General features: G+C 69.0%; 23 protein-coding genes. 13 read left to right on the plus strand and 10 right to left on the minus strand.

All coding sequences use genetic code 11. The features are described from left to right. The first annotated feature begins 15 nt into the window (after positions 1 to 15). A complete protein-coding gene (locus ACQPYY_RS20995; protein WP_433590671.1) occupies positions 16 to 420 on the plus strand; it encodes a hypothetical protein in 405 nt (134 codons plus the stop codon). A gap of 22 nt (positions 421 to 442) precedes the next feature. Here the strand turns inward: ACQPYY_RS20995 and ACQPYY_RS21000 are convergent, their stop codons facing one another. Next, a complete protein-coding gene (locus ACQPYY_RS21000) occupies positions 443 to 1,213 on the minus strand; it encodes an RNA polymerase sigma factor SigF (protein WP_379104357.1) in 771 nt (256 codons plus the stop codon). Between the two features lie 235 nt (positions 1,214 to 1,448). Between ACQPYY_RS21000 and ACQPYY_RS21005 the strand changes: the two genes are divergently transcribed. Both ACQPYY_RS21005 and ACQPYY_RS21010 read left to right on the plus strand, forming a co-directional pair. Further along, positions 1,449 to 1,604, plus strand: coding sequence for a hypothetical protein (locus tag ACQPYY_RS21005; RefSeq protein WP_379104360.1), 156 nt, complete (start codon positions 1,449 to 1,451; stop codon positions 1,602 to 1,604). A gap of 93 nt (positions 1,605 to 1,697) precedes the next feature. After that, on the plus strand, positions 1,698 to 3,197 hold the full coding sequence (locus ACQPYY_RS21010) for a bifunctional phosphatase PAP2/diacylglycerol kinase family protein (RefSeq protein ID WP_433590672.1): 1,500 nt from the start codon (positions 1,698 to 1,700) through the stop codon (positions 3,195 to 3,197). Here the strand turns inward: ACQPYY_RS21010 and ACQPYY_RS21015 are convergent. Together ACQPYY_RS21015 and ACQPYY_RS21020 are read right to left on the minus strand one after the other, a co-directional pair. Beyond that, a complete protein-coding gene (locus ACQPYY_RS21015) occupies positions 3,166 to 3,636 on the minus strand; it encodes an anti-sigma factor (RefSeq protein WP_379104364.1) in 471 nt (156 codons plus the stop codon). The genes ACQPYY_RS21010 and ACQPYY_RS21015 overlap by 32 nt on opposite strands. Before the next feature lie 150 nt (positions 3,637 to 3,786). Continuing rightward, positions 3,787 to 4,938: a lipase family protein gene (locus tag ACQPYY_RS21020; RefSeq protein WP_433590673.1), complete on the minus strand. Its 1,152-nt coding sequence runs from the start codon at positions 4,936 to 4,938 to the stop codon at positions 3,787 to 3,789. 114 nt (positions 4,939 to 5,052) lie between these two features. Here ACQPYY_RS21020 and ACQPYY_RS21025 point away from each other — a divergent pair, with 114 nt between their 5' ends. Together ACQPYY_RS21025 and ACQPYY_RS21030 are read left to right on the plus strand one after the other, a co-directional pair. Beyond that, entirely contained in the window at positions 5,053 to 5,733 is a 681-nt protein-coding gene (locus ACQPYY_RS21025) for a TetR/AcrR family transcriptional regulator (RefSeq protein WP_433590674.1), read from the plus strand. A 59-nt stretch (positions 5,734 to 5,792) separates the two neighbouring features. After that, on the plus strand, positions 5,793 to 6,218 hold the full coding sequence (locus tag ACQPYY_RS21030) for an SRPBCC family protein (RefSeq protein ID WP_433590675.1): 426 nt from the start codon (positions 5,793 to 5,795) through the stop codon (positions 6,216 to 6,218). On the opposite strand, the gene ACQPYY_RS21035 is transcribed toward ACQPYY_RS21030, so the two are convergent. Further along, positions 6,215 to 7,048, minus strand: coding sequence for an SAM-dependent methyltransferase (locus ACQPYY_RS21035; RefSeq protein ID WP_433590676.1), 834 nt, complete (start codon positions 7,046 to 7,048; stop codon positions 6,215 to 6,217). The two genes, ACQPYY_RS21030 and ACQPYY_RS21035, sit on opposite strands and share 4 nt — an antisense overlap. Before the next feature lie 115 nt (positions 7,049 to 7,163). On the opposite strand from ACQPYY_RS21035, the gene ACQPYY_RS21040 reads away from it, so the two are divergent. The 3 genes from ACQPYY_RS21040 to ACQPYY_RS21050 all read left to right on the plus strand — a co-directional run bounded on the left by ACQPYY_RS21040 (position 7,164) and on the right by ACQPYY_RS21050 (position 10,228). Beyond that, on the plus strand, positions 7,164 to 7,943 hold the full coding sequence (locus tag ACQPYY_RS21040; RefSeq protein ID WP_357084602.1) for a M50 family metallopeptidase: 780 nt from the start codon (positions 7,164 to 7,166) through the stop codon (positions 7,941 to 7,943). Between the two features lie 170 nt (positions 7,944 to 8,113). Then, the gene (locus ACQPYY_RS21045) at positions 8,114 to 8,923 is read left to right on the plus strand and encodes an SAM-dependent methyltransferase (protein WP_379104376.1); all 810 of its coding nucleotides are present in this window, start codon (positions 8,114 to 8,116) and stop codon (positions 8,921 to 8,923) included. Between the two features lie 33 nt (positions 8,924 to 8,956). Next, positions 8,957 to 10,228, plus strand: a complete 1,272-nt coding sequence (locus ACQPYY_RS21050; RefSeq protein ID WP_379104378.1) for a diguanylate cyclase domain-containing protein — start codon at positions 8,957 to 8,959, stop codon at positions 10,226 to 10,228. Here ACQPYY_RS21050 and ACQPYY_RS21055 read toward each other — a convergent pair. Next, positions 10,225 to 11,016, minus strand: coding sequence for a 3-oxo-5-alpha-steroid 4-dehydrogenase (locus ACQPYY_RS21055; RefSeq protein ID WP_379104380.1), 792 nt, complete (start codon positions 11,014 to 11,016; stop codon positions 10,225 to 10,227). The genes ACQPYY_RS21050 and ACQPYY_RS21055 overlap by 4 nt on opposite strands. 123 nt (positions 11,017 to 11,139) lie before the next feature. Between ACQPYY_RS21055 and ACQPYY_RS21060 the strand changes: the two genes are divergently transcribed. Next, positions 11,140 to 12,144: a TY-Chap domain-containing protein gene (locus ACQPYY_RS21060; RefSeq protein ID WP_433590677.1), complete on the plus strand. Its 1,005-nt coding sequence runs from the start codon at positions 11,140 to 11,142 to the stop codon at positions 12,142 to 12,144. Between the two features lie 4 nt (positions 12,145 to 12,148). Here the strand turns inward: ACQPYY_RS21060 and ACQPYY_RS21065 are convergent, their stop codons facing one another. Then, positions 12,149 to 13,567 (minus strand): cytochrome P450, encoded by a 1,419-nt coding sequence (locus tag ACQPYY_RS21065; RefSeq protein WP_379104384.1) that lies wholly within the window; start codon positions 13,565 to 13,567, stop codon positions 12,149 to 12,151. Positions 13,568 to 13,637: 70 nt separating this feature from the next. On the opposite strand from ACQPYY_RS21065, the gene ACQPYY_RS21070 reads away from it, so the two are divergent. Beyond that, positions 13,638 to 14,303: a TetR/AcrR family transcriptional regulator gene (locus ACQPYY_RS21070; RefSeq protein WP_379104386.1), complete on the plus strand. Its 666-nt coding sequence runs from the start codon at positions 13,638 to 13,640 to the stop codon at positions 14,301 to 14,303. 18 nt (positions 14,304 to 14,321) lie between these two features. On the opposite strand, the gene ACQPYY_RS21075 is transcribed toward ACQPYY_RS21070, so the two are convergent. After that, the gene (locus ACQPYY_RS21075) at positions 14,322 to 15,626 is read right to left on the minus strand and encodes a phytoene desaturase family protein (RefSeq protein ID WP_433590678.1); all 1,305 of its coding nucleotides are present in this window, start codon (positions 15,624 to 15,626) and stop codon (positions 14,322 to 14,324) included. Between the two features lie 22 nt (positions 15,627 to 15,648). Then, positions 15,649 to 16,512, minus strand: a complete 864-nt coding sequence (locus ACQPYY_RS21080; protein ID WP_379104390.1) for an SDR family oxidoreductase — start codon at positions 16,510 to 16,512, stop codon at positions 15,649 to 15,651. 115 nt (positions 16,513 to 16,627) lie between these two features. On the opposite strand from ACQPYY_RS21080, the gene ACQPYY_RS21085 reads away from it, so the two are divergent. After that, positions 16,628 to 17,632 carry a 1-aminocyclopropane-1-carboxylate deaminase/D-cysteine desulfhydrase gene (locus ACQPYY_RS21085; RefSeq protein WP_433590679.1) on the plus strand — a complete coding sequence of 335 codons (1,005 nt, stop codon included), beginning with the start codon at positions 16,628 to 16,630 and terminating at the stop codon, positions 17,630 to 17,632. A gap of 18 nt (positions 17,633 to 17,650) precedes the next feature. Here the strand turns inward: ACQPYY_RS21085 and ACQPYY_RS21090 are convergent, their stop codons facing one another. Next, complete coding sequence (locus tag ACQPYY_RS21090) at positions 17,651 to 18,442, minus strand: SDR family oxidoreductase (protein WP_433590680.1); 792 nt, start codon at positions 18,440 to 18,442, stop codon at positions 17,651 to 17,653. Positions 18,443 to 18,567: 125 nt separating this feature from the next. On the opposite strand from ACQPYY_RS21090, the gene ACQPYY_RS21095 reads away from it, so the two are divergent. After that, complete coding sequence (locus ACQPYY_RS21095; RefSeq protein WP_433590681.1) at positions 18,568 to 19,446, plus strand: NAD-dependent protein deacetylase; 879 nt, start codon at positions 18,568 to 18,570, stop codon at positions 19,444 to 19,446. A 105-nt stretch (positions 19,447 to 19,551) separates the two neighbouring features. Here ACQPYY_RS21095 and ACQPYY_RS21100 read toward each other — a convergent pair whose 3' ends face one another. Beyond that, complete coding sequence (locus ACQPYY_RS21100) at positions 19,552 to 20,139, minus strand: TetR family transcriptional regulator (protein ID WP_433590682.1); 588 nt, start codon at positions 20,137 to 20,139, stop codon at positions 19,552 to 19,554. Between the two features lie 122 nt (positions 20,140 to 20,261). On the opposite strand from ACQPYY_RS21100, the gene ilvD reads away from it, so the two are divergent. After that, positions 20,262 to 22,115, plus strand: coding sequence for a dihydroxy-acid dehydratase (ilvD, locus tag ACQPYY_RS21105; RefSeq protein ID WP_433590683.1), 1,854 nt, complete (start codon positions 20,262 to 20,264; stop codon positions 22,113 to 22,115). Positions 22,116 to 22,117: the final 2 nt, after the last annotated feature.

Here is a 22,117-nt window from a genome sequence, read left to right on the forward strand (position 1 = left end):
AAGGAACCCGCCGTCATGGCATCTCAGCATTCACCCGCCCGCTGGCTGGGCGTGGCCGTGACGGCGGCCGCGCTCGCCGTGGGCTGCTCGAACAGCACCGAGCCCGGCGTGCCGGGAACCGGTTCACCGCATCAGGACTCCGGGTCGCCGACCATCTCCGCCAACGCCGCCAAGCAGCTGTGCGACATGATCCGACCCGAGGTCGAGAAGTGGCGCGCGGAAGGCCCCACCGAGGCGCGGCTGAAATTCAATGCCACCGTGCAGGATTGGGCGTTGCGCAATAATGGCGTGAACATCGCCGTGATGCGCAATCGCTCGGTCATCGACCAGACCACCACCGCCGCGTGCCCGGATGTGCGGGACGCGGCGGTGCAGGCGATCCGGATGCCGGATCTGGCCTCGGGTCTGGCGGGATTCTGATCAGATGGCGAGCGCCTCGGCGTTAGATGGCGAGTGCCTCGGCGCGTAGCCGGCCGAGGGTCTTCGTCAGGATGCGCGACACCTGCATCTGCGAGACCCCCAGCCGTTGCGCGATCTGGTACTGGGTCATCGAGTCGAAGAAGCGCATGGTCAGCACTCGCCGCTCCCGCTCGGGCAGTTCCGCGATGAGCGGGCCGACGGCGAGGTACTGGTCGACGTATTCGTAACCGGTCTCCTCGGCCCCCAGCGCGTCCAGCATGGCCAGCGGAGTGTTCTCCCCGTCATCGGGGCAGGCGGCCTCCAGGGAGGAGCTCTGGTAGGCGTTGGCGGCCAGCAAGGCCTGGGTCAGTTCGGACTGGTCCACCTTCAGTTCGGCGGCCAGTTCGCGCGCCTTGGGCATGCGGCCCAGGCGCTGGGCGAGGGTTTCGACGGCGGCGCCCAGGCGGATCTGGGTCTCCTTGACCCGGCGCGGTACGCGCACGGCCCAGGTGCTGTCCCGGAAATAGCGTCTGACCTCACCCATGATGGTGGGCACCGCGAAGGACAGGAATCGCGACCCGCGCTCGACGTCGAACCGGTCGATGGATTGCACCAGTCCGAGCCGGGCCACCTGCACCAAATCCTCGAACGCCTCTCCGCGACCGGAGAACTTGCGCGCGATGTGGTCGGCCAGTGGCAGGCACCGATCGATCGCCTCTTCGCGCAATGCCTTTCGCTCGGGAGCATCGTTTTCCACGGCGACGGCAAGCTGTTTCAACAGTGGCTCGATATCGTCATAGCTGTCACCCGTCATCGGAATCACCCCGTATTCGGCTGAACTGCATAACAATGGTGTACCCAAACCTAGTGCCGGGGGAACATCTTTTCGCGGCATTCACCACAACCGCCCCCGATCGTCCAGGTCAGAGACGTATTGCCACAGAACGAATCTCGGAAACGGGCGCATTACGCCAGTTTTTCAGCACGTTTGACGGCCGGATCTCGGGGAACTGCGGGACTATCACAACCACCTCCGCAAAGGAATAACCATGATCATCCTGGGCCTCGTATTGCTGATCCTGGGAATTATCTTCGGACTCTCGATCCTCACCACCATCGGGATCATCCTGATAGTGGTCGGCGCGATCGCCTGGCTGCTCGGCGCGGCCGGACGCCCGATCGGCGGACGCGCCCATTACTGGTAATCCCTCGGTGAACTCCACTGCATCAGCATGCATTTCATCCGACACATCACCGTGAGCCCAGCGGATTCGTCCGCTGGGCCATTGTCGTACCCGATGACCGGCCTCGCGCGACGGTTCCAGCGCGTGGGCAGCGTCGACCGCGCCCTCACCGCCGCGGTCGCCCGCCTGCCCGCCTCACCGCTGGATTCGGGCCTGCTGCGGCTGACCCGCACCGCGGATTTCGGCGCCCTCTGGCTGGTCATCGCACTCGCGCTGGGAACCCGCGGCGGCGAGCACCGGCGGGCCGCGATCCGCGGCGTCGCCGCCCTCACCGCCACGGAGGCGATCGTGAACGGTGGTCTCAAGCCGATCATCGCGCGCCGCCGACCGGCCGCCGACCTGCTGCCGCCGCGTCGGCGATCGGTCCCGCGGCCCGCCTCGTCGTCGTTCCCTTCGGGCCACAGCGCCGCGGCAGCTGCCTTCGCCACGGCGGTCGCGGTCGAAAGTCCTCGAGCCGCAGCGGGTCTCATCCCGCTGGCGGGGCTCGTCGCCTACTCACGGGTGCACACCGGCGTGCACTGGGGCAGTGATGCGCTCGCGGGCGCGCTGATCGGTTCGGCCGTCGCCCTGGCCACCCGGCACTGGTGGCCGGCCCCGGTTCAGGCCATCGCCCGCGAGCGGCATCAGGGCACGCCCGCGCTGCCCGCCGGGGACGGCCTGCTGGTGCTGGTCAACCCGGTCGCGGGTGATCCTGCTGTCGATCCCTGCGAGGAGCTCGCGACACTGTTGCCGGCGGCCACCCTGGTCCGCATCGATCAGGGCGATGATCCCGCCCGGCGACTGGAACTGGCGTTCCGCGCCTGTACTCCGCGGCCGACGGCACTGGGTGTCGCGGGCGGTGACGGCACCCTCGCCGCGGCGGCCACGGTCGCCCTGCGGCGCGGTCTGCCACTGGCGGTGTTTCCGACGGGCACGCGCAATCATTTCGCCCGCGATCTGGGTGTCCGCGACACGGCCGAGGCGGCCGCGGCCGTCGAATCCGGCGATGCCGTCGACATCGATATCGCGCGCGTCCGCTTCGACGACGAGGACGGACAGCGCACCCGCCACGTGCTCAACGTCGCGAGTGTGGGCGCCTACCCGGAGATGGTGCGGCTGCGGCGGAAATGGCGGTCGCAATGGGGGCGGCGGCTCGCCTTCGCGGCCGCGTCGGTGGCCGCGGTACGCCGGGCCCGGCCCCTCACGGTGGAGGTCGACGGCGACCGCCGCCGGGTGTGGGTCCTGTTCTTCGGCAACGGTTCCTATCATCCGCGGCGTTCCACTCCGGCCGTTCGCGACCATCTCGCCGCGGGGCTGCTCGACATCCGATGGCTCCGTGCCGACCGGCCGTGGTCCCGTGTCCGGATCGTGCTGGCGGCCGGGCTCGCCGCCGTGGGACGCACCCGTCTCTACGGCGAATGCCGCCGCCCCGAGCTGACCGTCCGGCTCGCCTCGCGCGAACCCCTCGCCGCCGACGGCGAGGTGATCGGCACGGCCACCCGGATTCACATGACGGTGGCGCGGCGCCTCACGGTGTATCGCCTCATACCGTCTGCGCGCCCCGGAACCGGGTGAATTCCACGACCACCGGGTATCCGCGCTGCACGACATCGAATTCGTCGGTATCCACCGTGATCGAATCGGTCAGGGATTCCACGAAATGCCAGCCGAAACTGTGCTCGATCAGGCCGCCGCCGCTGTCGATCACCGATGTCACGCGAATCCGGACGCACAGTCGGTCGAACCGGAATTCGCAGTCCAGTACGGCCCCGGGCGCCGCGGCGCCGATCAGCGTGGTGGCCACCTGATCCAGTGCGACGCGCATATCGATAGCGACGTCGATGGTGAAATCGGCTGTGAGCAGGATGGTCTCGGCGATCGCGCGCAGCATTTCCAGGTGCCCGGCATCCGCGCGCACCCGCACGCCCACATCGCCCGACAACGGCGGTGATTCCCGGATCACACTGTCGGTGCGTATGCGCGCCTTGCCATCACCTTGTGGCGGTTCCAACATCACTCACCACCCATTCACCCCCCGTAGCGATCTTTCTCGCTGTCATCGTTCGCTTACCCGATGATGCCGGAGGGAAACCGCCAAGAGTCACAGGATGGACAAGAATATTCGAGCCGATCGTTCCCTGACGATCAGGATCGACGACGACGATCAGGATTGACGGCGCGGGAGCACCCGCGCCAGGAAGGCCTGGGCCTCGGGATCGCCGAGCTTCAGGATGGTGAAGTGGGTGGCCGGGGCCTGGAGCACGAGTTGACTGTCGGTACCGGCCGATTGGAGCTGCTGCTGCAACAGCACGGTGGTCGGGACCGGCTGCACGGTGTCGGATCCGCCCTGCAGCAGGACCACCGGAGCGCGATATCCCGCGGCGGGCACCGACAAGTAGTCGCGCAGCGCCGAAATCACCGGGTCGGGCAGGGATGTGGTGAACAGCTCGCCGACGGACCTGCCCGCGACGGCCGCTTCCAGCGCACTCACGCAATCGTTTCCGGCCCGGGCGATGGCGAGGACCTCGTGGCCGTGCGGCGACAGGTAGTCGGTGACGCCGAGATCGGGGCGGGCGTGGTCGAGGCCCGCGAGGATCATGACGAGCCGGGCGTGCAGGCCGTCGAGTCCGGGGAGCACGGGCACGCCCGGGCGGCTCAGCAGGGCGATGATGTCCTCGACATTGCTGGTCGGCGCGTAGGCGAGGGTGCCGCGCAGGTCGAGTTCCGGCGCGTAGCCCGTGGCCATCCCCGCCGCGGCGAGCACCGACTGCCCGCCGATGGAATGCCCGGCCAGCACGAAGGATTCGGAGAGCCCGGCGTCCACGGCGTGGCCCGCGCGCACGATGTCGAGGACCGCGTGGCCCGCCGCCCGCCCGGCCAGATATTCGTAGACGCCGTCCGCGCCCAGGCCGATGTAGTCGCTCGCGGCCACCACGTAGCCGTGCGCCAGATACGTTGACAGCTGCGGTGTCTCGTCGAATTTGTCCGCCATGCCGCCGTTGATGGTGGGCGCGCAGCCGACCGTCATGCCGCTGGTCCCGTGCGCCCACGACACCACCGGCCGGCCGCCCGCCGGGGTCGCGCCGTCGGGCACGTAGATCGTGCCGCCGCTCACCTCCGGCTCGCCGTTCTGGCCAGTCGTCCGGTACGTGATGCGATACCCGCTCGCCGCGCCGGGAATCAGCTCGCCGGCGTTCAGGGGCCGTGACGACACCACCGCGCCCGGCGCTGCTCCGGTATCCGGTTGCGCCACAGCCGAACCGGTCGCAGTGGCCGAGGACAGGGCAGCGATCGCCGCCAGGATCAGGTATCGCACGGGAAGCTCCTCCGGGACGAGTCGCCGACGCTCGCCGACGACTTTGCGAACACGTTCCGAAAGTAGCATCCGCAGGTCACGCTGTCGAGAGCGGAACAGGGCATGATGGCAGACATGCCCCGACCGACCGCCCCCTCCGGCCGCACCGGCCGCCCGCCCGTCACGTCCCGCACGGAGATCCTGACCGCGGCCCGCCGGTTGATCGACCGCGACGGCTGGGAGCGGCTCACCATTCGCGGCCTGGCCGCCGAGGCCGGAATCGGCGCGACCACGGTCTACCGTCACGTCCAGGACAAGGAGGACCTGCTGGTCATGCTGCTCAACCACTACGCCGACCAGACCGAACGCCCGGAGCTGCCCCCCGATCCACGCGACCGGATCGTCGCGGCCGCCACCGCCATGCACGACCTGCTGGCGAGCTGGCCCTGGGCCGCGGAAGTCCTCACCGTGGACGGTTTCGTCGGGCTGCTCGACGAATCCGCGCTGTGGACCGTCGAATCCATCCTCGCCGCCGCCGAATCCAGCGGCCGCACTCCCGAGCAGGCCGCCTACATCTTCCGCTCGATCTGGTACTACACCGTCGGCGAGATCCTGGTCCGCACCCACTCCCAGCGCCGCGGCAGTCCCGCCGCTTCCGGCCGAACCGCCTTCGGCGATCTCGACCCCGCCCGCGTTCCGCACCTGGCCGCGATCGGCGAACGCTGGCCCGCCCTCGCCGCCCGTGACACCTACGGCCAGGGCCTGCGAGCCTGCGTCGACGGCCTGCTGGCCCAGACCGGTCCCGCCGAATCGTGATGCCGCACGACCGGTTCCGGCCCCGATCCCCCGCCGCGGGTGACCGCTAGAGTGCGGGCATGCCGGAAAAGATCATCCGTAACACCTTCACCGTCCCCGCCTCTCCCGAGGCCGTCTACGACCACCTGATCCGGCCCGAGAACTACATCGGTCTCTCCCCGCTGGTCGTCGCCGTCGAGGACGTCCAGGAGGGTTCCTACCTCGCCGTCGAACGCTTCCGCTTCCTGGGCCTGAAGCACGACAACCGCATTCGCGTCGCCCTGCTCGGCACCCCCGGCAGCGCGGTCTGGGGCGAGGTCGACAGCCCCGGCGGCGTCCGCATGGGCTACCGCTTCGACCTCACCCCGACCGCCGAGGGCACCCGCGTCGACGACGAGCTGCGCCTGCGAACCCCGTTGGGCCTCATGGCCTTCGCCTCCGGCCAGGCCCGCAAGGTCCAGCTGGCCCGCGCGGGCATCCTCGCCGACCGCCTCTCGACCGTCTAGGGCTTGAAACCGACGCCGCCGGCGATGCAGTGGCGGACCGAGCTCAGCGGCGTGAGCTGCGGGCCGTCGGGCCACCATTCGTCGCACAGGACGAGGCCGGGTTCGATCATGGTGAGATTGCCGAACAGGGCCTGGATCTCGTCGCGGGTGCGGAAGCGGCCCGACCCCATGGGGCTGTGCACGAACTTCTCCTCCATCTTGCGCGCCAGGTCGCTGTATTCGGCTGTCTCCGGGTCGAGGAAGTGGGCGATGGCCACATACGATCCGGAGGGCAGCACGTCGAGGTAGCTGCGCATGACGGCGGCGACATCGTCGGCGGCGTAGTGATGGAGGGTGCCGATCTGGAACAGCGCGATCGGACGGCTGAAGTCCAGTTCCTCACGGACTTCGGGATGTTTGACCACCTCGAACGGCCGGAAGATGTCGGCCTCGACGATGGTGGTGCGCGGATTGCCCGCCAGCAGGGCGCGCGCGTGCGCCAGCACCATGGGGTCGTTGTCCACGTAGACCACCGAAGACCCCGGGTCCACGCGCTGCACGACCTGGTGGGTGTTCTCGGCGGTGGGCAGGCCCGAACCGAGGTCCAGATACTGGTCGATGCCCGCTTCCTTGGCCAGGAAGCGGCAGACGCGGATCAGGAAATCCCGGTTCGCCCAGGCCAATTCGGCGACCCCGGGCGCGACCGCGCGCACTTGGTCCAGGACCGCGCGGTCTACTTCGAAATTGTCCTTGCCGTTCAATGCGGCGTCGTAGACGCGGGCGATGCTGGCGCGCGTGGTGTCCACCCCAACCGGCGCCGCACTCGGGTAACTCTGCACTGACTCGGACATCTCACGCTCCCCTGACAATCGATTCGCTCCGGCCCCGGTCCACAGCAAGTCTGTCGCATACGCGATGATTTGGGACCGGATCGCCGGGTCCGCGCCGAATCGGTAGGGTGCGGCCGTGGATACAGCGGAATTCGTTCAGCGCGGCAGCACCATCGTGGACCGGTTGTCCACGACGCAGACCCCGCCGCCGTGGCAGCTGGTGGTGGGCACCGGCGTGGTGGCGCTGATACTGGTGGCCTTCCGCCCGACGTGGCGCATTCTGCGCAATGCGGTCACCATCGCCCACGAGGGCGGGCACGCGTTCACCGCACTGCTGACCGGCCGCCGCCTCAACGGCATCCGATTGCATTCCGACACTTCGGGACTCACCGTGTCGAGCGGCAAACCCTATGGGCTCGGCATGATCCTGACCATGGCGGCCGGGTATCCCGCGCCGGCACTGCTGGGGCTGGCCTACGCCGCGCTGCTGGGCGCGCACCGCATCACCCTGATGCTGTGGCTGACCATCGCGCTGCTGCTGGTGCTGCTGCTCAAGATCCGCAACTGGTACGGCCTGCTGTCGCTGCTGGTGACCGGCGGCGTGGTGTTCGCGGTGTCCTGGTTCGGCAGTGACACCACCCAGGCGGCGCTGGCGTACGCGGCGTCCTGGTTCCTGCTGCTGGCCGCGGTGCGCCCGGTGATCGAGTTGCAGCGCAATCGCGCGCACGAGCCGAACTCCGACGCCGACCAACTGGCTCACCTGACCAGGATCCCGGGCCTGCTGTGGGTGCTGGCCTTCGGCGCGATTGCGCTGTGCTCGCTGGTCCTCGGGGCGCGCCTGCTGCTGGCCGACGTGTCGGGGGTGTGTGTGCCGCCGCTCACGCACAGCACCTGCGCGGCGTCAACGGCCGGGTGAGCATTCTCCCACCTCAGGGCGAGAGTGGTATCGCTGCAAGGATTCTGACCAACGGGGACTACCATTCGGTTTGCACCGTCCGGGTGATCGGAAACACCGGATTTGCCCGGATTTCGGCCCGCTCGCACCACCGGCGGGCGTTCGACCGTTGCGGCTAGGAGGGTTTGGGGATGGACAGACCGGAGTGGGCACCGGAAGGCGTGGACATGAACCGGCCCAGCCCGGCGCGCATGTACGACGCGCTGCTGGGCGGCTCGCACAACTTCGAGGTCGATCGACAGGCCGCGGAGGCGGGTAAAGCGCTGGTCCCGGACCTGCCGCGACTGGCCTTGAGCAATCGGGCGTTCCTGCGCCGCGCGGTGCGGTTCCTGGTGGACCAGGGCGTGCGGCAGTTCCTCGACATCGGGTCGGGCATCCCGACCGCGGGCAATGTGCACGAGGTGGCGCAGGCGATCGACCCGGAGTGCCGGGTGCTCTACGCCGATATCGACCCCGTGGCCGTAGCGCACGCGCGCGCCATCCTGAAGGGCAATGACCGGACCGCCGCGATCGAGGCCGATCTGCGCGAGCCCGACGCGCTGCTGGCCCAGGCCCGCGCGACCGGCGTCATCGATTTCGACCAACCGGTCGGTGTCCTGCTTATCGCGGTCCTGCACCTGATGAGCGACGACTACACCCCCGTCGACAAGGTCGACGCCCTCTACGACGCGGTGCCGGCCGGTAGCTACCTGGCCCTGTCGCACCTCACCTCGGCCACTCGCCCCGACGACGCCGCCAAACTGGTGGAGAACTCGCGCGACGTCAGCAAGATCGGCCTGCAGTTCCGGACCCGCGAGCAAATCGCGGCCCTGTTCGGCAAGTGGGAGCCGATCGAGCCCGGTGTGGTGGAATTGCCGTTGTGGCGGCCGGAATCCGACCGTGACCAGCACGAGGCGCCGGGCCGGTCGCTCGGTCTGGCGGGTGTGGGCCACAAGGCCTGAGCAGGGGCACGAGGCAGGGGCAGGGGGTAGGCGGTGGGAGCACACGAGCTGGCGGTCCGATGGGCCGACGCTCTCGAGGGCGCGGTGGCGCCGACGATCACCCGGTCGCAGGTCGAGCAGTTGCTCGACGGTTTCGGCGACCGGCTGATCGCGGCGGTACGCGGCACCGAGGACATGTCGGTGGCCCGGGAGGCCGCCCGCGCCCTGGTGGGCGCCAACTATCGGGATCCATTGACCGTGCACCGGTCGGTCCTGGTGCTGTGCAAGGACCTGGTGACCGACGCCTGCCCGGACCCCGGCTGCGCGGACTACTGGCCGGTGCGCGATCGAGCGATCGAGCTGGCCGCCGAGTTCGCGGCCGAGTTCACCGCCGGACTACGCAGTGTGGCGTTGTCGGAACAGGAGACGACCCTCACCGCGGCGCTGACCGCCGCGCGCGAGGCCGACGCCCGCAGGCAGCTGTCCGAAGCCCGCTTCCAGGCCATCTTCGAGGGCGCGTCGGTCGGCATCGGCACGGTCGACATCACCACCGGGCAGGTGGTCGACGTCAACAACGCCATGGCCGAGACCCTGGGCGTCCCGGCCGGGCAGATGCCGGGCCGCTCGGTTTCCGACATACTGGGCCCGATCAATATCGGCGAGGCGTTCGGTCTGTTCCAGCGTTTACTGTCCGGCGAGATCGACCGCTTCCGCTTCGAGACCGAACACACCAAACCCGACGGTTCGCACACCATCATCGACCTGTCCATGACGGTGGTCCGCGACAGCGATGGCAAGCCGCGCTTCCTGGTCGGCGTCACCGTGGACGTCACCGACCGCAAGGAACTGGCCGACCGGCTCTGGTACGACGCCCACCACGACTCGCTGACCGGCCTGCCCAACCGGCTGTTGTTCTTCGACCGGCTCGCGGCCGCCACCGGCCAGGTGGGCGTCTGCTACCTGGACCTGGACGGCTTCAAGGAGGTCAACGACCGCCGCGGCCACACCGCGGGCGATCAGGTGCTGTGCGAGGTGGCCCAGCGGCTGCGCCAGGCCGTGCCGCCGCACGGGGTGGCGGCCCGGCTGGGCGGCGACGAGTTCATCGTGCTGGTCGAAAGCTGCTCGGGCCCGGAGGAATTGGACTCGGTGTCCGGGGACCTGCTGGCCGCGCTCGCCGACCCGTTCGATGTGGCGGGACTGTCGGTACGGGTGGGCGCGAGTATCGGAACCGCGCTGGTGGACACCGACTCCACCGCCATCGACGAACTCATGCACGCCGTGGACACCGCCATGTACCGCGACAAGGCGCTGCGACACGGGCGCTAGATCACGAACGGCACCAGGGCCTTTCGCTCGGCCGGGTAGTCGGAGAACTTCTCGCGGTACCAGGTGTGGGTGGCGAAGGCGCGCGGCACCAGGTTGCCGAAGGTGATCAGGAAGATGACCACGCCCGGCAGCGCCCAGGTGAGGATGGCGAATCCGGCCCAGGCGATGAGCTCGCCGAGATAGGTGGGGCTGGTGACGAATCGGAAGCCCAGACCGAACGGAATCTTGTACTCCGTTGCGCCCGGATTGTTCTTGTCGCGAAGATTCCGCACGATCCACTCGGAGCTGGTGAGCAGGGCGAAACCGCTGAGGTAGATGATCGATCCGATGATGAAGCGCGGGTCGGTCAGCCACCCGGTGCCGTACCGGCCGAAGTAGTCGTGGCTGAACAGCGCGCCGTTGAGGTAGCCGTGCATGGCGGTGACGAACATGCCCATGCCGAGCACCGAAATGTTGAAACTGCTGGTCTTGCCGGGCACTTGGCGAATCGACAGGGGGAAGAACCAGCCCCGGTTGGCGTAGTGGAGAATCCAGATGGCCGCCAGCACCAGGGAAGTCGGCTCGAAACGGTGCGGCCCGCTCAGGTACGCGACCGCGAAGACCACGGTGGCCGGAATCTCCATCAACCACCAGCCGAGTTTCGGGTTCAGGTTCAGTCCGAGCTTGGCGGTGGCGAACCGACCGTACGGGCTCTGCTGGAACAGGCCCCCGATCAGGACGAAGGCAGCGAAACCGAACGCGATCGTCAGCACGGTGTCGTAGACGGTATTGCCGGTGTACCAGTTCATTCGTGGCCCTTCAGGTGAAAAACTAGAACAGGTTCTACCACAGCCCGAGCTCGACCGGTACCCACCGGCGGGCACGGACGGTGCCCGGCGGGTAGGTTGGCTGGAACCCCGGAGGGAGGCAAGGTGGGTTCGCAGGGATGGGATGTGCTGATTCAGTGGATGCCGTATTTTCTCGAGGAGGACGAGGACGCGGACGAATCGGGACTCGGGTGGAATCCCCGTTTCATTCAGGTCCGTGACGAACTCACCGGCCGCCGAGCGCATTTCGCACAGCAGGGCACCGAGATCGAGGTGCTGGTCGCGGTCCCCGACGACGCCGACGACGCCGACCGGTTACTGCGCGTGATCGGCGAGCAGTCCGACGGCACCTGGGATCCGGTCCCGGTACCGTCCGAATCCGATGCCACCGCACCGGATCCGCAGTGGCGGGCCATGCAACGCGTGCACCAGCAGCCCCGCCTGGCGCGGGAGTGGAGCACCGGCTGGCAGCGCGGGGAATCGGTCGACCACCGCCGCGGCGTCGCCGAGTCCGTGGTCACCGTGCTGCGCGACGGGCTCGGGATGGACGGCGGCCGGCTGCGCTTCGCCACCTGGAGCATGGACGCGCCCGGCACCGGCAGCTACGGCCTGCCCGCCGACCGGCCCAGCGAACGCGGCAAGCCCGTGGTGTGCACGGACTGGGACGATTTCGAGGCACGGCTGGCCTGGGCGCTGACCACCCTGCCCTGGGACGGCGTCATCAACCTCAGCACCCCGCACCCCGGCCCGGACCCGTGCTTCGTCCAATTCCTGCACGGCAGGCAGCTTTTCAACGAGGCCAGCGGCTGGGACGTGGCCGGACTCGGGGCGAGCGAGTTCGACCGGCGCATGCGCGAGCTGGGCTGGAGTTTCGCCCCGCACAGCGTGCCGGGCGGGGCGGCGCTCATCTGGGAGGGGCCGCTGGCCAAAGCCGGATTCAATCCGAGCCTGTGCGGCGCGCCGCGGCGGACGGTGAAGACCTTCACCGAGGTGTTCACCGTCGGACATCCACAGGATCTGGTGTTCCGGGCCTTCCGCAACGGCCGCCGCCGGGATCCTGAATTGCGTTATCTGGATATCGAACTCGGGATTCCGCGCGACGTGCGGTGAACGGTCAGAGGCGGCTGAGGCGGATCGGCAGTCCGTCCGCGGGAGTGGGGCCGGTACTGGGCACGAGGGGCACCTCGTAGCCGTCCGGCACACTCCACCGGTAGTTCAGCAGCATGCGGTGCATGGTCGCCTTGACCGTCATGCTGCCGAAGTACTTGCCGATGCACTTGTGCGCGCCGCCGCCGAACGGCGGCCAGGCGAAGCGGTGCGACTTGTCCTCCGCGCGCCCGGGATCGAAGCGTTCGGGATCGAAGACGTCCGGATCGTGCCAGTACTCGGCATTGCGCATCATGGAGTACGGGCCGACCATGATCAGCGCGCCCTTGGGGATGAAGTATCCCGCGATCTCGGTGTCCTCCAGGGCTTCTCGCACCATCTGCCCGACCGGGGCGTACATGCGCAGGGTCTCGCGGAAGGCCATCTCCAGCGCGGGTAACCGGTCCAGGTCGGCATAGTCGAGCGTGGGCTTGCCCAACGCCCGCGATTCCTCGCGCAACCGTTCCTGCCACCGCGGGTTCCGGCCCAGCTCGTAGGCCAGCATCGAGATGGCCAGGGTGCTGGTGTCGTGGGCGGCCATCATCACGAAGATCATGTGGTCCACGATGTCGGCGTCGGAGAAGGATTCGCCGTCCTCGGTCTCGGCATGGCAGAGCACGCTGAACAGGTCCTCGCCGGCACCGGCCCGCTTGGCGGGCAGCTCACGCCGGAAGTAGTCCTCGAGCAGCTTGCGCCCGCGCAGGCCCCGGCTCCACACCCCGCCCGGCATGTTCGTGCGAATGATGGCCTGGCCACCGTGCACGGCGTCCTCGAAGGCACGGGAGAGCCGCGTGCCCTCGGGGCCGAGTTCCGCACCCGCGAAGACCACGGTCGCCTGTTCCAGCAACAGCCGCTTGACGTGGTCGTACAACCGGAAATCCGGTGCGGGCCGCCAGGAGTCGACGCCCCGCACGACGCGCGGGGTGGTGAGCCCGAGGTAGCCGATCAGACGCGGGCGGGTGAAGGCCTGCTGCAGGATGCGGCGGTGATAGGCGTGCTCCTCGAAGTCACGCAACAGGATTCCGCCGCGGAAGAACGGGCCGATCACGAATTCGTAGCCGCGTTGCGCGGACAGCACTCGCCTGCGGTCGAGCAGGACCTCCTCGGTGGCGGCCGGGCTGACGACGCCGACCACCTGCCGCCCGAACACGCCCATCCATTGCACCGGGCCGTACCGGCGCATGCGGTCCCGGCTGAAGTTCAGCGGATCGGCGAGGGTGCTGAGCAGATGGCCGATGCCGGGCGGACCGTAATCCCCCATCACCGGCTTCAGCCCACTGCCGGGCGGCGGGGGCGCGAGCGCCTGCGGCACGGTGGGGTACCGCTGCAGCAATCCGGCGGCCCGGCACTGTATTCGATGATTCACCACGGCTTTTCGTACAGCCATGCCTCCACGGTAGCGGAAACGTTAGTTTCCGTAAACGGTCGTTTCCCGATTTCTGTGCCAAGCTGACAAGGTGACGCGAGCTGCCAATGGGACCTATCGCGGCACCACCACCGACGAGCGGCGCGAACAGCGCCGGCGACGGCTGCTGGACGCGGCCCTCGACATCGTCGGCACGCAGGGGCTGGCCGCACTCACGGTGCGCGGGGTGTGCGAACAGGCGAAGGTGGGGCCGCGCTTCTTCTACGAATCCTTCACCGATCTCGACGCGCTGGCCACCGCACTGCTCGACGAGGTGCAGGGCGAGGCCCTGGAACAGGCGCGCACCGCCATGACCGACACCCCCGGCGACCCGGAGGCCAAACTGCGCGCCGGGGTGGCGGCGCTGATCGTCGGCGTCACCGACGACCCGCGCCGCGCCAATATCGCCTTCGCCCAGGCCTACGGGTCCGAACTGCTCATGCGCCGCCGCTTCGAAGGCATGCGGCAGGTGGCCGAGCTGCTCATCGAGCAGACCCGCGTGCTGCTCGACATTCCCGAAGGCGACGACACCGCACTGACCGCCCTGGCGCAGCTCATCACCGGTGGCGCGGCGGAGCTGATCCTGGTGTGGCTCGACGGCGGCCTGAAGGTCGAGCGACCGGTGCTGATCGGCATCGTCGCGGATTACGTTGTGGCCATGGTGGATCGGCTGCCCGGCATGCGGTCCCGCCTCCCCGAGACGTCAGCGCCGGACTGAGGGCCGCGCGATCAGTTGTCAGGTTCCGGAACGACCGATTCCGCTGTCCACTATCTCCTCGACCACGATCTTCGCCGTCTCCATGCAGGCGGTGATGCCGCCGTTGGCGTACTCCTTGACCGCGTCGCCGACATTCCAGAGATTGGCGATCGGGGTGTCGTGGGGTAGGTCGTATCCGGCGACGGCCCGCTGGGGCGGCCAGTCGTCGCGGGTGACGGCGATGGACAGGATGCGCGCCCGCTCGAAGCCCGGGATCTCCTCGCGCAGATCCTGGAGCACGAGCGCGGTCTCGGCCTCGGCGTCGAAGTTGCCGACCGAGGGTTTGGGCACGCCACCACCGACGTAGAGATGCCAGCCCTCGGGCGCCATCTCCGGGCAGGTGGCGGTGAAGTTGGCGACGTAGCACAGCCGCCGGGTGCGGGCGAAGCTGAGCAGCCCGGGCGCGTCGATCAGTGGTTCGCGGCTGGCGAAGTTGACCGAGATCATGGCGCAGGGCAGGTCGCGCTGGAGCACGCGGCCCACATAGTCCGACGGGAAGTGCTCCGGGCCGACCAGATCCATGGTGGCCGACGGCCCGATGTCACTGACCGCGAAAGCGCAAGCGATGTCCGAGATCTCGCCGTCGTGGCTGATCCGCGCCCCGGTGATCCGATCGCCCTCGACGTGCAGTTGCCGCACCTCGCTGCCGAGCCGGACCTCTCCCCCATTGCGCTCCACCACCTCGGCGAGGGCCTTCCAGAGACCGATGGTGCCCTGGGGACAGAAGCCGAACTTCTTGAACGCCGCCTTCCGCGTGAAGTAGGTGAGGAACACCCGCGCGGGCAGCTCCTCGGAGCCGACCGCGAAGATGGACCCGCACATATTGCGGAAGATTCCTTGCACCGCATCGTTTTTGGTGTAGCGGCGCACCCAGTCGGCGGTGGACAGCTCCCGGTCCGGCGACTCCCCCTCCGCGCGGGCGGACCCGCCGAGCAGCTGGGCGCCGTGCCGGGTGAGCTGGGAGATGAGCAGTCCCCAGCCGCCGCTGGAGACGTCCACGTCGCGGCCGTTGATCCGGTACAGGATCGGCGGATCCGCCGGGCGCACTTCGAATTTCGCCCCGACCTCCTCGAAGGTCTGTTCGGTGATGCCGCCGAGTTCGATGACGACAGCGCCGGTGTTGATGGTGAATCCGTCGAGCTCGGCGGTGGAAGCCCGCCCGCCGACTCGGTCGAGACGTTCGGCCACCAGGGTTCGATAGCCCCGGTGCGAGAGCCGGGCGGCCGCGCACAGCCCGCCCGCTCCGGCTCCGACAACCAGTGCGTCCCACGCGTTCTCGCTCATGGCGAGGCTCCTCAGAGCAGGCTCAGCCCGCTGGGTTCACCCCGGGCTGAGCGTCGGACATATCAGTAATACGGCTCCAATTCTCCCGCACCTGATCCACGCTCGGGACCTCACTGAAGAACACGGGCTTGTTCGCGAACAACTGGGCGCGTTGCACCGAGCCGCCGCCGACCACCAGCACCATGCCGGAGTCGGTGCAGTCCTCGCCCATCAGGTGCGCGACGATCGGGGCGACCTGGGCGGGCGGCAGCTTCTCGAGCATGGCCTCCGAGGCGATGTCGGCGGTCATGCGGGTGGCGGCCATGGGCGCCACGGCATTGACGGTGATGTCGTACTTGCGGCCCTCGATGGCGAGGGTGTTCATCATGCCGACCAGGCCCATCTTGGCGGCGCCGTAGTTGGCCTGACCGAAGTTTCCGTACAGGCCGGAGGTGGAGGTGGCCATGACGACGCGGCCGAAGCCCTGTTCGCGGAAGTGCGGCCAGGCGGCGTGGGTGACATAGAAGGACCCGAACAGGTGCACGCGCTGCACGGCTTCGAAGGCCTCGGGGGTCATCTTCACGAAGCTCATGTCGCGCAGGATGCCCGCGTTGTTCACGATGCCGTGCACCGCGCCGAAGGTGTCGATCGCGGTCTGCACCAGCGCCTTCGCGCCCTCTTCGGTGGCGACGCTGTCGTAGTTGGCGACCGCGGTGCCGCCGGCGGCGCGGATCTCCTCGACCACGGCGTCGGCCATATTGTGCCCGGATCCCGAGCCGTCGCGCGCGCCGCCGAGGTCGTTGACCACGACCTGAGCGCCCTCGCGGGCGAGCAGCAGCGCGTACTCGCGACCCAGACCGCCACCGGCTCCGGTGACAATGATGACGCGATCGGTTACACCAGGCATGAATTCTCCTTGCCGTATCTAATAGCTTTTCAGAAGTTAGCAGCAGGGATGCGCCGTCCCTGTGCTACCCGCCACACTCGTCGGGCAACTGGACAATCGATAAGTTGGAGTGGTGATGCCGCACCTGTACCGCCTCCATCCCGAACTCGAGGCGACCCTGCCGCACCTGGGACTCGGCACGGCCCCGACCCCGGTCCGGCGACTGGACGCCCTCGACACCGCCTGTTCCGGCGGCGCGGAGATCTGGCTCAAGGACGACAGCGTGTTCGGCGACGGCGGCTGGGGCGGCAACAAGGTCCGCAAACTGGAATGGCTGCTGCCCGACGCGCTGAGGCAGCGCCGCACCACCATCGTCACCGTGGGCGGACTGGGCACCAACTGGGGGCTGGCCACCGCGCTCTACGGACGCGAGCACGGGCTGAAAACCGTTCTGGCACTGATCGATCAGCCCGAGGACGACCATGTGCGCGCCCAGCTGGCGCGGCTGCGGGCCTCGGGAGCGGAGCTGCACTTCACCCACTCCAAGGTGCGGACCATCCTGAGCGCGCCGTATCTGCTGGCCCGGAATTTCACCGGGATCCGGCCGCCGTATTTCCTTCCGGCGGGCGGGTCGTCGGCGGTGGGCGCGCTCGGATACGTCGAGGCGGCACTGGAATTGGCCGAGCAGGTGCGAGCCGGGGAACTGCCCGAACCGAGTCACATCGTGATCCCGGTCGGTTCGGGTGGGACGGCGGCGGGGCTGTCGCTGGGACTGCGGCTGGCGGGGCTGAAGACCCATGTGGTGGGTGTGGTCGTCAACGACACACTGCGGCTCGACGAGCCGACGCTCACCGCGCTGGCCGGACGATGCGCGAAGCTGCTGCGCTCCCGCGGCGCGCGCATCCCCGAGAACATCTCCCCCGCAGGCAATCTGGATATCGTCACCGAGTATCTGGGCCCCGGTTACGGCTATCCGATGCCGGAAGCCGCTACCGCGCAGGCGCTCTCGGCCGATCGGGAGCACATGACGCTCGAGCCGGTCTACACCGCCAAGGCCATGGCCGCACTGCTGGACATGAACGCGCACGGCCGGTTCGGCGACGGTCCGGTGGTGTATCTCAACACCAACGGACCGCGCTGACACCGTATTTCGCGTCCGTCATGCGGTGGCCAGCTTGGCGGCCAGGAAGTCCTCCCAGGTGCGCTGCCCCACGGCGTGCCCGGGGGTCAGGTTCGCACCCGTCGCGTACACCCGGGCCGCCTTGCCGGGGGCCTTCACGGTGAACACCGGGCGGCGACGGCCGGTCGCCGCCAGGTAGCTGCGCTCGAGTTCCTTCATGGTGTAGATGCGCGGGCCGCCGATCTCGGCGACCAGTCCGGCGGGCTCGCCCTGCACCAGTTCCACCAATCGCGCTGCCACCTCACCGGTTTCGATGGGCTGGAAGCGGAAGTCGAACGCGGGCACCACCGGCATCTTGCCCATGGCCGACACCATGGTGAAGAGCAGGTCGTGGAACTGGGTGGCGCGCAGCGTGGTCCACGGCAGGCCCGAGTTCTCCACCACCAGTTCGGCGTCGCGCTTCGAGGCCATGTAGCCCATCACCTGCCGGTCGATGGCGCTCTCCACGGGGACCCGCTCCGCGCCCACCACCGAGATGTAGACCAGGTGCGGGAACGCCCCCGCGGCATTGATGGCGTCGACCAGGACGCGGGCCTTGTCGCCGTCGCCCTTGGTGGTGCCCGCCAGGTGCAACACGGTGTCCACGCCCGCGACCGCCTCGGCGATGCCCGCGCCGGTCTCCAGGTCGCCGGCCACGAACTCGATACCGTCCTTCGCCTCGCGCGCGCTGCGGCTGAGCACCCGCACGCCCAGCCCGGCCTGCCGCAGCAGCGGAGTGACCAGGCTGCCCAGGGTGCCCGTGCCGCCGGTGACCAGAACCGTCTTCGCCATGATGACCATCTCCTTCGTCTCGTGCCGCCGCTGTGGTGGCGTCCTGCCTTGATGACGACGCGGGGCCCGCGGGTGTGACACGACGTGACCGGCGGCACAACGCGGGCGGGTCGTAGGCTGACGCCATGCCCGATTCCGGTTCCCCGCAGCGGTTCGAGCGACTGCTGGAGCTGGTCTCCGGCCGCCGTGTCGCGGTGCTGACCGGCGCGGGCATCTCCACCGACAGCGGCATCCCCGATTACCGCAGCCCCGGCGCGCCGCCGCGGACCCCGATGACCTATCAGCAGTTCGTCGGCGATCCGGTGTTCCGCCAACGGTATTGGGCCCGCAACCACGTCGGCTGGCGGCGCATGGACGCGGCCAGGCCGAACCCCTCGCATCACGCGCTGGCACGCCTCGAACGCGCGGGCATCGTGACCGGGCTGCTCACTCAGAACGTGGATCTGCTGCACACCAAGGCGGGGCAGCGCCGGGTGATCGACCTGCACGGCGTCTACGCCCGCGTCCGGTGTCTTTCCTGCCAGGCCCTGACCTCCCGCATGACCCTGGCCGACCGACTCGAGGCCGCCAATCCCGGCTTCGCCGAATCGGTTCCGCTCGACGGTCTCGAGGTCGCCCCCGATGCCGACGCCGTGGTGGCCGATACCGCGTCCTTCCGCATGGTCGACTGCCTGACCTGCGGCGGGCTCCTCAAGCCCGACATCGTCTACTTCGGCGAATCCGTGCCCAAGCCGCGCGTGGCCGCCTCGTTCGAGTTGGTGGACGACGCCGATGCCCTGCTGGTCGTCGGCTCCTCGCTCACGGTCATGTCGGGCCTGCGGTTCGCCCGCCGCGCCGCCAAGTCCGGTCGCCCGGTCATCATCCTCAATCGCGGCCGCACCCGCGCCGACGATCTAGCGGCCCTGACCCTGGACACCGGTTGCGCCCCGGTTCTGAGCGCCCTCGCCGACGCACTCGCGCCGGACCGAATCGTTCACCGTCGAGAAGCATTCGCACAGCACTGACCGTCCGCATCGATGGTGGCGCAGCCGATAGAAGGCGACGCACAGCGCATGTCGCGGCAACCGTCCTCGCTGCCGGTCGGCGCTCGAGCAGGGCTCGGTGCTGAGCTAGTTCCGCACCTCGAGCCGTCGCACCAGGCTGACCAAGGCCGCCCGCAGTGCGTCCGGGTCATCGGTGTCCGGGCCCAGGATCATGCGGACCACCTGCGGGGCCGCGAACCACCAGGCGGCCAGGGCCGCGACCGCGTACAGCAGGTAGCCGGGGGCCACCTCGTCGGCGAGGGTCCCGTCCTGCTGGGCGCCGGCCAGCGCGGCCACCTTCTCCGCGTAGTGGGAGGCCCGCGCCGATTCGGCGGGCAGGCGGCCCTCCTGCGGCTGCAAGCCCTCCCAGTACATGAGTCGCAGGAACTGCGGGTGGGTGTGGTGGAAGTCGAACACGTGGCCGGCGTACTCGGCCAGGTCCCCGGCCGTGTCGGCGGTCAGCGGGCTGGCCGCGGCGAGTTGCTCGAGCTGATCGGTGAGGACCGCTTCGAACAGGCCCCGTTTGTCGCCGAAGTACTGGTAGATGCGTTCCTTGTTGATGCCCGCGCGGGTCGCGATGGCATTGACCCGGGCGCCGTCGGGTCCGCGTTCGGCGAACTCGTGGACGGCCGCCTCGAGCAGCAGTCGTCTGGTTCTCTCGGTATCCCACGCCATGGGGTCCATCCAACCATCTCCAACCGGACGGTTGCGGTTGGGCTCACGGCTGTGGCAAACTCCAACCATTCAGTTGCAACCGTTTGGTTGCGGATGGTCGAGGCGAAGCAGGAGGTGGCGTCGTGCCCGAGTTGCGCTCACGCACGGTCACACACGGTCGGAACATGGCGGGGGCCCGCGCGCTCATGCGGGCCAGCGGAGTCCCGTCGGCCGATATCGGCCGCAAGCCGGTGATCGCGATCGCGAACAGCTTCACCGAGTTCGTGCCCGGCCACACCCATCTCCAGCCGGTCGGGCGGATGGTGTCCGAGGCGGTGCGCGCCGCGGGCGGCATCCCACGCGAGTTCAACACCATCGCCGTCGATGACGGAATCGCCATGGGGCACAGCGGAATGCTGTACTCGCTGCCGTCGCGAGACCTGATCGCGGACTCGATCGAATACATGGTGAACGCGCACTGCGCCGACGCGCTGGTGTGCATCTCCAACTGCGACAAGATCACCCCGGGCATGCTGATGGCCGCGCTGCGGCTGAACATCCCGACGGTGTTCGTCTCCGGCGGACCCATGGAGGGCGGCAACGCGGTGCTGGTCGACGGCACCGTGCGCAGCCGCCTGGACCTCATCACCACCATGGCCGACGCCGTCTCCCCCGACGTGTCCGACGCCGACCTCGCGCTCATCGAGGAGAACGCCTGCCCCACCTGCGGATCCTGCGCGGGCATGTTCACCGCCAACTCGATGAACTGCCTCACCGAGGCACTGGGCCTGGCCCTGCCCGGCAACGGCACCACCCTGGCCACCCACACCGCCCGCGCCGAGCTGTACCGCGACGCCGGGCGCACGGTGATGGAGCTGACCCGCCGCTACTACGACGAGGACGACGCGGGGGTCCTGCCCCGGAACATCGCCTCCCGCAACGCCTTCGACAACGCCATGGCCCTGGATCTGGCCATGGGCGGATCCACCAATACCGTCCTGCACCTGCTGGCGGCCGCGCACGAGGCCGGGCTGGACTACACGCTCACCGACATCGAGAAAATGTCGTTGCAGGTGCCGTGCCTGTGCAAGGTGGCGCCCAACGGTGAGTACCTGATGGAGGACGTGCACCGCGCGGGCGGCATCCCGGCGCTGCTGGGCGAGCTCGACCGGGCGGGGCTGCTGCACCGCGATGTGCGTGCGGTGCACGCGGATTCACTCGGCGCGTGGCTGAACGACTGGGACGTGCGAGGAGGCCGGCCCTCCGCGGCGGCGCTCGAACTGTTCCACGCCGCGCCGGGCGGCAAGCGGTCCGCCACCGCGTTCTCCCAGTCCGAGCGGTGGCATTCCCTCGACGTGGACGCGGCCCAGGGGTGCATTCACGATGTGGCGCACGCCTTCTCCCGCGACGGCGGGCTGGCGGTGTTGCGCGGCAACCTGTCCCCCGACGGCGCGGTGGTGAAGTCGGCGGGCGTGGCCGCGCACATGCACACCTTCACCGGTCCGGCCCTGGTGGTGGAGTCGCAGGAGGACGCCGTCGAGGCGATCCTGTCCGGCCGCATCAAGTCCGGCGATGTGCTCGTCATCCGCTACGAGGGTCCCAGCGGCGGGCCGGGCATGCAGGAGATGCTGTATCCGACGTCGTACCTGAAGGGCCTGGGCCTGGCCGGGGAATGCGCGCTGATCACCGACGGCCGCTTCTCGGGCGGTTCCTCGGGCTGCTCGATCGGGCACATCTCCCCCGAGGCGGCGGCGGGCGGCCCGCTGGCGCTGGTGCGCGACGGCGACTCGATCACGATCGACATCCCGTCCCGGACCCTCACCATGGACGTGCCCGACGCCGAACTGGCCAGGCGGCGGACGGAAGTGGAGGCGAACGGCGGCTACCGGCCGCGGCACCGCGAACGGCAGGTCTCCCCCGCGCTCAAAACCTATGCGCTGCTGGCCACCTCGGCGGACCGGGGAGCGGTGCGCGACACCACGCTGCTCCCCGGCTGAGG

The organism is Nocardia sp. CA-145437, assembly GCF_050956485.1.
Classification (GTDB): domain Bacteria; phylum Actinomycetota; class Actinomycetes; order Mycobacteriales; family Mycobacteriaceae; genus Nocardia.

What these genes read in the sequence shown, in the direction of transcription:
- ACQPYY_RS21090 (WP_433590680.1), bottom strand. Translation starts at nt 18,442, where the DNA reads ATGGCGAAGACGGTTCTGGTCACCGGCGGCACGGGCACCCTGGGCAGC.
- ACQPYY_RS21005 (WP_379104360.1), top strand. Translation starts at nt 1,449, where the DNA reads ATGATCATCCTGGGCCTCGTATTGCTGATCCTGGGAATTATCTTCGGA.
- ACQPYY_RS21030 (WP_433590675.1), top strand. Translation starts at nt 5,793, where the DNA reads ATGCCGGAAAAGATCATCCGTAACACCTTCACCGTCCCCGCCTCTCCC.
- ACQPYY_RS21085 (WP_433590679.1), top strand. Translation starts at nt 16,628, where the DNA reads ATGCCGCACCTGTACCGCCTCCATCCCGAACTCGAGGCGACCCTGCCG.
- ACQPYY_RS21075 (WP_433590678.1), bottom strand. Translation starts at nt 15,626, where the DNA reads ATGAGCGAGAACGCGTGGGACGCACTGGTTGTCGGAGCCGGAGCGGGC.
- ACQPYY_RS20995 (WP_433590671.1), top strand. Translation starts at nt 16, where the DNA reads ATGGCATCTCAGCATTCACCCGCCCGCTGGCTGGGCGTGGCCGTGACG.
- ACQPYY_RS21065 (WP_379104384.1), bottom strand. Translation starts at nt 13,567, where the DNA reads ATGGCTGTACGAAAAGCCGTGGTGAATCATCGAATACAGTGCCGGGCC.
- ACQPYY_RS21010 (WP_433590672.1), top strand. Translation starts at nt 1,698, where the DNA reads ATGACCGGCCTCGCGCGACGGTTCCAGCGCGTGGGCAGCGTCGACCGC.
- ACQPYY_RS21035 (WP_433590676.1), bottom strand. Translation starts at nt 7,048, where the DNA reads ATGTCCGAGTCAGTGCAGAGTTACCCGAGTGCGGCGCCGGTTGGGGTG.
- ACQPYY_RS21100 (WP_433590682.1), bottom strand. Translation starts at nt 20,139, where the DNA reads ATGGCGTGGGATACCGAGAGAACCAGACGACTGCTGCTCGAGGCGGCC.
- ACQPYY_RS21000 (WP_379104357.1), bottom strand. Translation starts at nt 1,213, where the DNA reads ATGACGGGTGACAGCTATGACGATATCGAGCCACTGTTGAAACAGCTT.
- ACQPYY_RS21015 (WP_379104364.1), bottom strand. Translation starts at nt 3,636, where the DNA reads ATGTTGGAACCGCCACAAGGTGATGGCAAGGCGCGCATACGCACCGAC.
- ACQPYY_RS21080 (WP_379104390.1), bottom strand. Translation starts at nt 16,512, where the DNA reads ATGCCTGGTGTAACCGATCGCGTCATCATTGTCACCGGAGCCGGTGGC.
- ACQPYY_RS21055 (WP_379104380.1), bottom strand. Translation starts at nt 11,016, where the DNA reads ATGAACTGGTACACCGGCAATACCGTCTACGACACCGTGCTGACGATC.
- ACQPYY_RS21025 (WP_433590674.1), top strand. Translation starts at nt 5,053, where the DNA reads ATGCCCCGACCGACCGCCCCCTCCGGCCGCACCGGCCGCCCGCCCGTC.
- ACQPYY_RS21045 (WP_379104376.1), top strand. Translation starts at nt 8,114, where the DNA reads ATGGACAGACCGGAGTGGGCACCGGAAGGCGTGGACATGAACCGGCCC.
- ACQPYY_RS21095 (WP_433590681.1), top strand. Translation starts at nt 18,568, where the DNA reads ATGCCCGATTCCGGTTCCCCGCAGCGGTTCGAGCGACTGCTGGAGCTG.